A 9,376-nucleotide genomic window follows, 5' to 3' on the forward strand; every position below is an offset into this window, starting at 1 on the left:
AGATGTGACGGCGAGCGGGGGCCCGGAGGCGGCGGTGAGCGTGGCAGAGGGCATGGCGCTGGAGGCGGGGGCGGGCACGAGGGCAGTCGTGGCTCGGGGAGGGGCAGTCGCCGCCGTTCAGGCCGGTGGGGCCCGCGTGGCGCAAGCCGGGACCGCTGCCGCAGGTCGAGGCGGGGTAGGTGGGGGTGCTCCGGGTGGGATGGGAGTTGGTGGCGCTGGTGGGGAGTCGGGGGTGGTGGTGGAGGCCGCGGGAGAGCGGTTGCGGCGGTGGCGGCTTGTGTTGGGTGGGGGTGAGGCCGATGGGACGGGGTGTGAGCTCGGCGGGCGGGATGCGGCCATGGATGGGGCGCTCGGGGCTTTGTACGGGAGTGGGGACGGGGGGAAGAAGGACCGGGGGCGGGACCGTTCGGCGGGGCTCGGGGCGTCCGCGCCGTCCGTGTCGCGCTGGCTCGGGGACATCAGGAAGTACTTCCCCTCGTCCGTCGTCCAGGTCATGCAGCGTGACGCCATCGAGCGGCTGGGGCTGTCCACGCTTCTTCTGGAGCCCGAGATGCTGGAGGCCGTCGAGGCGGACGTGCACCTGGTGGGGACCCTGCTCTCCCTGAACAAGGCCATGCCGGAGACCACCAAGGAGACCGCGCGGGCCGTCGTACGCAAGGTCGTCGAGGACCTGGAGAAGCGGCTCGCCACGCGCACCCGCGCCACCCTCACCGGCGCGCTCGACCGCAGCGCCCGCGTCAGCAGGCCGCGCCACCACGACATCGACTGGAACCGCACGATCGCGGTCAACCTCAAGAACTACCTGCCGGAGTACAAGACGATCGTGCCCGAGCGGCTCATCGGGTACGGACGGGCTTCGCAGTCCGTGAAGAAGGAGGTCATCCTCTGCATCGACCAGTCGGGCTCGATGGCCGCGTCCGTCGTCTACGCCTCGGTGTTCGGTGCCGTGCTCGGCTCGATGCGGTCGCTCAACACGCGGCTCGTCGTCTTCGACACGAACGTCGTCGACCTCACCGATCAGCTGGACGACCCGGTGGACGTCCTGTTCGGCACGCAGTTGGGGGGCGGGACCGACATCAACCGGGCGCTCGCGTACTGCCAGTCGCAGATCACCCGGCCCGCGGACACCATCGTCGTCCTCATCAGCGACCTCTACGAAGGCGGCATACGCAACGAGATGCTGAAGCGGGTCGCGGCGATGAAGGCGTCCGGGGTGCAGTTCGTGACGCTGCTCGCGCTCTCCGACGAAGGGACACCCGCGTACGACCGAGAGCACGCGGCGGCGCTCTCGGCGCTGGGCGCACCGGCGTTCGCGTGCACCCCTGACCTCTTCCCGGAGGTGATGGCGGCGGCGATCGAGAAGCGCCCGCTGCCCATACCGGACATGAGCACGCATCGGTAACACATGAATACGCATCGGTAACCGGGGACTTGCGCGAGGGCGGGCGGGGCGTGCGAGTATCGGCGGGCTTCACTCCCGGAGCGTCACGCTCCGGGGCCGTGTTCCGGGCCCCGCCCGGCCCAGTGCCAGCAGAGGAACCCCTCGTCTTGACTCCCGCAGCAGTCGTTCTGCCCGATGCCGCCGTGCGCATGCCGCGCGCCGTGGCCGGGCGGCGTGCGCTGCAAGTGGTGCTGCTGCTGGCCGGGTTGCTCGCGCTGGGTCTCCTGTGCGGTGAGCGGGCGCATGCGGTGGACGGAGCGCCGGCCCCGGCGCGTCAGCGGGTGACCGAGCCCGTGCGCGAGCGGGTCACCCAGCCCGTGCGTGAGCGGGTGGTCGAGCCCGTGCGTGAGCGGGTCACCCAGCCCGTGCGTGAGCGGGTGGTCGAGCCCGTGCGTGAGCGGGTCACCCAGCCCGTGCGTGAGCGGGTGGTCGAGCCAGTGCGTGACGCTGAGGTCGAGCCCGTGCGTGACGCTGCGGTCGAGCCGGTGGCCGATGCCGCCGAGCCCGTTGTCCGTTCCGCGCGGGGTGTTGTGCGGCCGATCGTGGATGGGGCGACCGGGGTTCTCGAGGGGGCGCCGCAGCGGGTGGTGCCCGAGGCGCCCGACCTGCCGGGCACGCCCGGCGTCCCCGGTCTGCCCAGCGCCCCCGACGTGCCCGAGCTTCCGCAGCCGGGCCCTGGCCATGGTGCGGGCGCCGGTGCCGAGCCTCCGGCCTCTCATGCCGGTCAGGGCGAGGCGACGGCACGGGCGCACGGGGCGCGGGCCGAGTCCTCGTACGGCACCGGCGCTGTTACCGGTACCGGTAACGGAGCCACCCCGTACTCGATCGGCCAGCACGCCCGTGACGGCGTCTCGTTCGACGAGGCGCACCGAACCGGGCAGGAGCCGGTCCCGTTCACGCCCGCGCCAGGTGATCCGGCGCGGACGCTGGGCGGTCAGTCGGCCGGTGACGGGAGTTCGACGCGGCACGGCGATCCGTGTGCCGCCTCGCCCGACGGCCGTGCGCCGGTGCGGCTTCTGCAGGGTGCCGGGGACGGTCAGGTCTCCGCCCCGATCCGCGAACGACACCGGGACATTCCCGAATTCCCTGGCTAGGGCAGCCCTTTCCCCGCGAAGACCTGCCGCGCGGGGGTGGCAAAGGTCTGCCCGCCGACCGGACGTATCTCGTACCGGGTCGGATTCACAGCCTGAGTTCGAAGGATCTGAAGCACGCATGAACAAGAACATCCGTCGTTCCATCGTCATAGCCGCCGGTGTCACGGGCGCCTGGGCACTCGGTTCCGCCGTGGCCAGCGCGGACGAGCTGCCGCAGCACTCCGTCGCCCTGCCGGACAACGCGTCCGACGCGGTCGCCGACGTCACCGGTGATGTCGCCGACGTCGCCGATGTCGCCGACGCGCAGGGCAAGGCGAAGTCCACCGTCACCGACGTCCGGAGCGAGGCGAAGTCCACCGTCGCCGAAGCGAAGGCCGCCGCCTCCAAGGCCGCCCCCACGGTCAGCACCCCGGACGTCAGCACCCCGGACGTCAGCGCCCCCGACGTAAAGACCTCCGACGTCAGCACCCCCGAAGACTCCGTCGACTACCTCTTCGGACCCCTCTCCGCCTTCGCCCCGGACATCGAGGGCACCCCGGAGGCCGGCACCCAGACCGCCACCCAGACGGCCACGAAGACCGCCACCCCCATCGTCGACGAGACCGCCGCCTCCGTGCTGCCGCCCGTCGCCGTCACCGCCGTCGACGGTGTCGTGCCGGTCGCCGGGCAGGCGGTCGGCGATGTCGGCTACCTGGCGCAGGGCGTGGTCGGCGACGTGACGCCGTTCGCGGGCGGGGTCGTCGGCGAGGTCCCGCCGTTCGCGCAGGGTGTCGTCGGCGACGACGTGCAGCCCTTCGCGGGCGGTGTCGTCGGCTCGGTGGCGCCGCTCGTGCAGACCGTCACCGACCAGGTGCGGCCCGTCGTGCGGGGCGTCGGCGGCAGCGCGGGCGAGCTCGCGTACGGCGTCACGGGTGACGTCCACCCGTTCGCCGGTGGCGTCGTAGGCCAGGCCTCGCCGTTCGCGCAGGACCTGACCGGCACCGTCGCCCCCGATGCGCGGGCTCTCGCCGGGAACGCCGTCTCGGGCGTCCAGGGCGTGGCCGACTCGGTCACCCCGGACTACCTGCCGACGTACGAGCAGGCGTACAACGCGACGTACGGCGTCTGACCCGCAAGGCGCGACCGTGCGGCGGCACGCGCAGCGCCAGCAGCAAGCAGCACCAGTGCCAAGCAGCAAGCAGCACCAGCGCCAAGCAGCAAGCAGCAAGCAGCACCAGCGCCAAGCAGCAAGCAGCACCAGCGCTAAGCAGCAGCACCAGCGGTAAGCAGTAACAGGAGCAAATGGGCGGTCCCTGTCACCCCAGGGACCGCCCTCCCCGTACCCGGCCCCGCGATCTGTGACAGTCATCACCGCCCAAATGTGATCTGCGATTTAGGGACCTACGGCCCACGGCGATAACCTGCGAGACGGACATGCCGCGTACCGGACTCCGTCCTACGCCTCCCTTGTGACAGCGCAGTCACGTTGCCCTCCGCGGCACGCCCACGCAGACAGCTGACCACAAAGCAGCGAGATCGCAGCGAGATCACGGAAAAGGGACGGACGCGCGTGGACCTGTTCGAGTACCAGGCGAGGGACCTCTTCGCCAAGCACGGTGTACCGGTGCTGGCCGGTGAAGTCATCGACACGCCTGAGGCGGCGCGCGAGGCCACCGAGAAGCTGGGCGGCAAGTCGGTCGTCAAGGCACAGGTGAAGGTCGGTGGCCGCGGCAAGGCCGGCGGCGTGAAGCTGGCCGGCAACCCCGACGAGGCCGTCGCTCGCGCGACGGACATCCTCGGCATGGACATCAAGGGCCACACGGTCCACAAGGTGATGATCGCCGAGCTGTCCCCGGAGATCGAGGCGGAGTACTACGTCTCGTACCTCCTCGACCGCACCAACCGCACCTTCCTCGCCATGGCGTCGGTGCAGGGCGGCATGGACATCGAGGAGGTCGCGGAGAAGACCCCCGAGGCCCTCGCGAAGGTCCCGGTCAACGCCGTCGAAGGCGTGAACATCGACAAGGCCCGCGAGATCGTCGCCCAGGCGAAGTTCCCGGCCGAGGTGGCCGAGGGCGTCGCCGAGGCCATGGTCACCCTGTGGGACACCTTCGTCGCCGAGGACGCGCTCCTCGTCGAGGTCAACCCGCTGGTGAAGACCAAGGACGGCCGCATCCTGGCCCTGGACGGCAAGGTCTCGCTCGACGAGAACGCCGACTTCCGCCAGGCGGACCACGAGGCGCTCGAGGACAAGGACGCAGCCAACCCGCTCGAGGCTGCCGCCAAGGCCAAGAACCTCAACTACGTGAAGCTCGACGGCGAGGTCGGCATCATCGGCAACGGCGCGGGTCTCGTCATGAGCACCCTCGACGTCGTCGCGTACGCCGGTGAGGCGCACAACAACGTCAAGCCGGCCAACTTCCTCGACATCGGCGGCGGCGCTTCGGCCGAGGTCATGGCGAATGGCCTGGAGATCATCCTCGGCGACCCGGACGTCAAGTCCGTCTTCGTCAACGTCTTCGGTGGCATCACCGCCTGTGACGAGGTCGCCAACGGCATCGTCCAGGCGCTCGAGCTGCTCAAGTCCAAGGGCGAGGAAGTCACCAAGCCCCTGGTCGTGCGCCTCGACGGCAACAACGCGGAGCTGGGTCGCAAGATCCTGAGCGACGCCAACCACCCGCTCGTGCAGCGCGTGGACACCATGGACGGCGCGGCCGACAAGGCCGCCGAGCTCGCGGCCGCGAAGTAAGGGACGAGGGACAGAACAGCCATGGCTATCTTCCTCAACAAGGACAGCAAGGTCATCGTCCAGGGCATGACCGGTGCCACGGGCATGAAGCACACCAAGCTCATGCTCGGTGACGGCACGAACATCGTCGGTGGCGTGAACCCGCGCAAGGCGGGCACGAAGGTCGACTTCGACGGCACCGAGGTACCGGTCTTCGGCTCGGTCAAGGAGGCCATGGAGGCCACGGGCGCCAACGTGTCCGTCCTCTTCGTGCCGCCGGCCTTCTCCAAGGCCGCCGTCGTCGAGGCGATCGACGCCGAGATCCCTCTCGCGGTCGTCATCACCGAGGGCATCGCCGTCCACGACTCCGCCGCCTTCTGGGCGTACGCGAAGTCGAAGGGCAACAAGACCCGCATCATCGGCCCGAACTGCCCCGGTCTCATCACCCCGGGTCAGTCGAACGCCGGCATCATCCCGGGCGACATCACGAAGCCGGGCCGCATCGGCCTGGTCTCGAAGTCCGGCACGCTGACCTACCAGATGATGTACGAGCTCCGTGACATCGGCTTCTCCTCTGCCGTCGGCATCGGTGGCGACCCGGTCATCGGTACGACGCACATCGACGCCCTCGAGGCGTTCGAGGCCGACCCCGACACCGACCTGATCGTCATGATCGGCGAGATCGGCGGCGACGCCGAGGAGCGTGCGGCGGACTACATCAAGGCCAACGTGACGAAGCCGGTCGTCGGCTACGTCGCCGGCTTCACCGCGCCCGAGGGCAAGACGATGGGCCACGCCGGCGCCATCGTCTCCGGCTCCTCCGGTACGGCTGCCGCCAAGAAGGAGGCCCTTGAGGCCGCAGGCGTCAAGGTCGGCAAGACGCCGACCGAGACGGCGAAGCTCGCGCGGGCGATTCTCGCCGGCTAGCAGTGTTCAAAGCGGGCCCGCACCTTCTTGAGGTGCGGGCCCGCTTTTTTTGTTCGTCCGCGGGCCGACCGTGGCTTGTCGCGCAGTTCCCCGCGCCCCTAACGGGGCAGCGGCGTCAGTCTCTCCGGGCCGCTCGACATGTCCTCGCGGAGCTTCCTGTGGAGGATCTGGTCCTCGTACGTCAGGTGGCCCGGACCCATTCTCGGCGGGACTCCGCTGATGGCCTTGCCCGGGGACTGGGGCGGTTCGTAGTGCGTCGGGGCCGTGCGCAGGGTCAGGGCCGTGGCGCCGACGATCAACGCCGTGAAGGCGATCGCAGCCCGGGTCCAGAAGCGGGCGCGGTCCTCGCTTCCGGTGCGCACCCGGCCCGCGTTCGGCGGCTGGAGCTTCTCCGCGGCGCAGAGCTGGCCGAGGCGCTGGTGCAGGGCTTCGGGGGTCGCCGCCTGCTCGGGCAGCCGCTCGGCGATCGCCTCGCGCGCGTGGAGGAGACGGTTGGCCGCCGCGGGCGTGCTCGCCTCCGTCTCGGCCGCGGTCTCGGGCAGGTCGAGCCCGACGCCGTCGTAGAGCAGCAGGGTGCGGCGCTGCGCGGGCGGCAGGCTCATCAGTACGTTCAGGAAGGCGCGGTCGGCCGCCGAGGCGGGCGGGGCGTCCGGCTGCCGGTGGCCGGGGCGCAGGCGGTGCCAGGGGGACATCGCGTACTCGTACGCCGCCGCGCGCACCCAGCCCGCCGGGTCGCGGTCGACGGCGACCTCGGGCCAGCGCTGCCAGGCGAGCTGGAAGGCCCGCTCGACGGATTCCTGGGCGAGCGTGCGGCGGCCGGTGAGGAGATAGGTCTGGCGTACGAGGCCGGGGGCGCAGGTCACGCAGAGCACGTCGAAGGCTTCGGCGGGGGTGGGCCTGGGGGTGGGCCCGGCAGCGGGTTCGGAGGCGGGTTCGGAGGCGGGGCTGGGCTCGGGCGGCTGTTCCGCCTCGGCGACCGCCGGCGCGCGCACCACCGGCTCGGGCCGTGTGTGGCCGTTCATCGCCGCGCCCACCGGGATGCGCTCGGGAGACTTGCCGTCCTTGGCGTCGGCGGTCGGGTCCGGGACGGCCGGTGCCAGGTCCTTGGCCCAGCTGGGGCGCCGCGCGGAGCGCTTGTCCGCGACGGCACGGTCGTTCGAGAACTCGGCGAGCAGCCTCGCGTAGACCTCACGCCTGCGGCCGCGTGGCGCCGAGCGGCCCGACTCCCAGGAGCGGACCGTCTCCCGGGTGACGCCCACCCGCGCGGCGACTTCGCCCTGGCTCAGGGACTTCGCCTCGCGCAGGCGTCGGCGTTCCTTGGGGGACGGCAACGGGGTGGCAGGGCTCTGGGTCATGTCGGACTCTCCGCGCCGTGGGCCGTGGGCCTTCGTGCGGCGGGCAGCCGGGCGCGGCTGATCCGTCGTACGAAAAAGTACATAAACGTATCTTGAGCGACACATCGGGTATTCGCCTGTTACGGGGAGAAAGCGCGTGTCGTTGGGAGCATGGCGCCGTGACTCAAATCACCGACCGCAGCTCTCCGTTGCCGCCCCTCAAAACGCTGGTCGAGCGGGCCCGCGACCGCTCACCCGGACTGGGGACGTGCCTGTTCGGAGGGGCTGTCGCGGCTGGGCTCGGGCTCGGCTCGTGCGCCGTCCTGGTGATGGTCCTCTGGATCAGCTCGCCCTATCCGGACAGCGGGCCGGACGGGGCGCTGCATGTCGCGGCCTCGGTGTGGCTGCTCGCCCACGGCACCGAGCTGATCAGGACGGACACGCTCTCCGGGGCCCCTGCGCCGCTCGGCGTCACGCCCCTGCTCCTGATGGTGCTTCCGGGCTGGCTCGCGCACCGGGCGGCGCGGGACGCGGCGGATCCGCAGGAGCGGGGGATGGCGCCGCGGACCGCGTGGTGCGGGGTGGTCGGCGGCTATCTGCTGGTCGGCGCCGCCGCGACGCTGTACGCCGCCGGGGGCGAGCTGCGGCCGTCGTGGCCGAGCGCGGCCCTGCACCTGCCGCTGCTCGTGGCGGGCGCGGCGGCGGTGGGGGTCTGGACGGCGCTCGAGCGGCCCCGGGAGCCGCTGCCCGGCGTGGCGCGGGCCGCCCTTCGCACCCTGCCCGCAGGGGTACGTCCCTTCTTCGTACGTCGGCACATCCGCGCCGTCACGCGGGCGGGGGCGGCCGGGACGCTGGTGCTCGTCGGCGGGGGAGCGCTCCTTGCCGGGGCCTCGCTCGCGTTGCACGGAGGCCTGGCACGGGCTTCGTTCGCGCAGGTCACGGGCGTGTGGTCGGGCCGCTTCGCGGTGCTGCTGCTTGCCGTGGCGCTGGTGCCGAACGCGGCGGTGTGGGGCGCGGCGTACGGCCTCGGGCCCGGTTTCGCGCTGGGCACGGGGAGCGTGGCGGGGCCGCTCGGCGTGAGCGCGGCGCCGATGCTGCCGGCGTTCCCGCTGCTCGCCGCGGTGCCTACGGAGGGGCCCGGGTCGCCGCTGACGTGGGCGGCGGGTGCGGTGCCGGTGGGGGCGGGGATCGCGGTGGCGTGGTTCACCGTGGGGGCGGCAGCGCCCGCGTACGGGGAGCGGGGCGAGGCGTGGTCACGGGGCCGGACGGCGCTGGTCGCCGGGGCGGCGGCGGTGCTGTGCGGGGCGGTCATGGCGGGGCTCGCGGCGTTGGCGGGCGGCCCGATGGGCGTGGCCGTCCTGGCCGAGTTCGGCCCTGTGTGGTGGCTGACGGGGGCGGCGGCGGTGGGGTGGACGGCGGTGGTGGGGGTGCCGGGTGCGTTGCTGGTGCGGGCCTGGCGGGTGCGGGGCCGCCGGGCGGTTCCGCGGTGGGGGTGGCTCCGGGTGCCGAGGCCGCGGGTTCCTCGGCTGCGGCTGCGGCTGCGGCTGCGGGCTCCGCGGTTGCGGCTGCCGCGGCGCCGCGAGAGCCCGCCGCCTTCTCCTCCTGCGGAGCCGGCGGCCTCCGAGCCGTTCGAGCCGTACGACTTCCTGCCGCAGGCCCCGGTGGGGGACGCGGCGGACTGGGGCGTGGCCGCCTGGCACGACGAGGCGTCCCGGGAGGCCCGCTGGGCCGCGCTGCGCTCCGCCAACGAGCCGGAGGAGCGGCCGCCGGGGGCTTGAGGGGGGGTGCCCCTATGACATTGGTCAAGGGGTAGTCGGGGTTGGTGGTTGATAGAAGGTGCCGTCGCGGAGCATGGCGAAGAGGACGTCTGCTC

The 9,376-nt window shown here is 72.2% G+C and carries 7 protein-coding genes; 5 read left to right on the plus strand and 2 right to left on the minus strand.

Annotated features, from left to right (window positions below):
- The first annotated feature begins 199 nt into the window (after nt 1-199).
- Nucleotides 200-1,402 carry a vWA domain-containing protein gene (locus ACIGXX_RS42930; protein WP_399984521.1) on the plus strand — a complete coding sequence of 401 codons (1,203 nt, stop codon included), beginning with the start codon at nt 200-202 and terminating at the stop codon, nt 1,400-1,402.
- 83 nt (nt 1,403-1,485) lie between these two features.
- Here ACIGXX_RS42930 and ACIGXX_RS42935 read toward each other — a convergent pair whose 3' ends face one another.
- Nucleotides 1,486-2,508, minus strand: coding sequence for a hypothetical protein (locus ACIGXX_RS42935; protein ID WP_399984524.1), 1,023 nt, complete (start codon nt 2,506-2,508; stop codon nt 1,486-1,488).
- A gap of 145 nt (nt 2,509-2,653) precedes the next feature.
- On the opposite strand from ACIGXX_RS42935, the gene ACIGXX_RS42940 reads away from it, so the two are divergent.
- From ACIGXX_RS42940 to sucD, 3 genes are all read left to right on the plus strand, one after another.
- Nucleotides 2,654-3,643, plus strand: coding sequence for a hypothetical protein (locus tag ACIGXX_RS42940; protein WP_399984527.1), 990 nt, complete (start codon nt 2,654-2,656; stop codon nt 3,641-3,643).
- A gap of 441 nt (nt 3,644-4,084) precedes the next feature.
- The gene (sucC, locus tag ACIGXX_RS42945; RefSeq protein WP_351172202.1) at nt 4,085-5,263 is read left to right on the plus strand and encodes an ADP-forming succinate--CoA ligase subunit beta; all 1,179 of its coding nucleotides are present in this window, start codon (nt 4,085-4,087) and stop codon (nt 5,261-5,263) included.
- 21 nt (nt 5,264-5,284) lie between these two features.
- Complete coding sequence (gene sucD, locus ACIGXX_RS42950; protein WP_160506736.1) at nt 5,285-6,169, plus strand: succinate--CoA ligase subunit alpha; 885 nt, start codon at nt 5,285-5,287, stop codon at nt 6,167-6,169.
- Nucleotides 6,170-6,267: 98 nt separating this feature from the next.
- Here the strand turns inward: sucD and ACIGXX_RS42955 are convergent, their stop codons facing one another.
- Complete coding sequence (locus ACIGXX_RS42955) at nt 6,268-7,524, minus strand: sigma factor-like helix-turn-helix DNA-binding protein (protein ID WP_351172205.1); 1,257 nt, start codon at nt 7,522-7,524, stop codon at nt 6,268-6,270.
- 158 nt (nt 7,525-7,682) lie between these two features.
- Here ACIGXX_RS42955 and ACIGXX_RS42960 point away from each other — a divergent pair, with 158 nt between their 5' ends.
- Nucleotides 7,683-9,281 carry a DUF6350 family protein gene (locus tag ACIGXX_RS42960; RefSeq protein ID WP_399984533.1) on the plus strand — a complete coding sequence of 533 codons (1,599 nt, stop codon included), beginning with the start codon at nt 7,683-7,685 and terminating at the stop codon, nt 9,279-9,281.
- Nucleotides 9,282-9,376 lie beyond the last annotated feature (95 nt).

Source organism: Streptomyces sp. NPDC055243 (assembly GCF_044544025.1).
Lineage (GTDB): Bacteria > Actinomycetota > Actinomycetes > Streptomycetales > Streptomycetaceae > Streptomyces.

Coding starts and splice junctions, on each gene's coding strand:
- ACIGXX_RS42940 (WP_399984527.1), top strand. CDS start 2,654: ATGAACAAGAACATCCGTCGTTCCATCGTCATAGCCGCCGGTGTCACG.
- ACIGXX_RS42930 (WP_399984521.1), top strand. CDS start 200: ATGGGAGTTGGTGGCGCTGGTGGGGAGTCGGGGGTGGTGGTGGAGGCC.
- sucD (WP_160506736.1), top strand. CDS start 5,285: ATGGCTATCTTCCTCAACAAGGACAGCAAGGTCATCGTCCAGGGCATG.
- ACIGXX_RS42955 (WP_351172205.1), bottom strand. CDS start 7,524: ATGACCCAGAGCCCTGCCACCCCGTTGCCGTCCCCCAAGGAACGCCGA.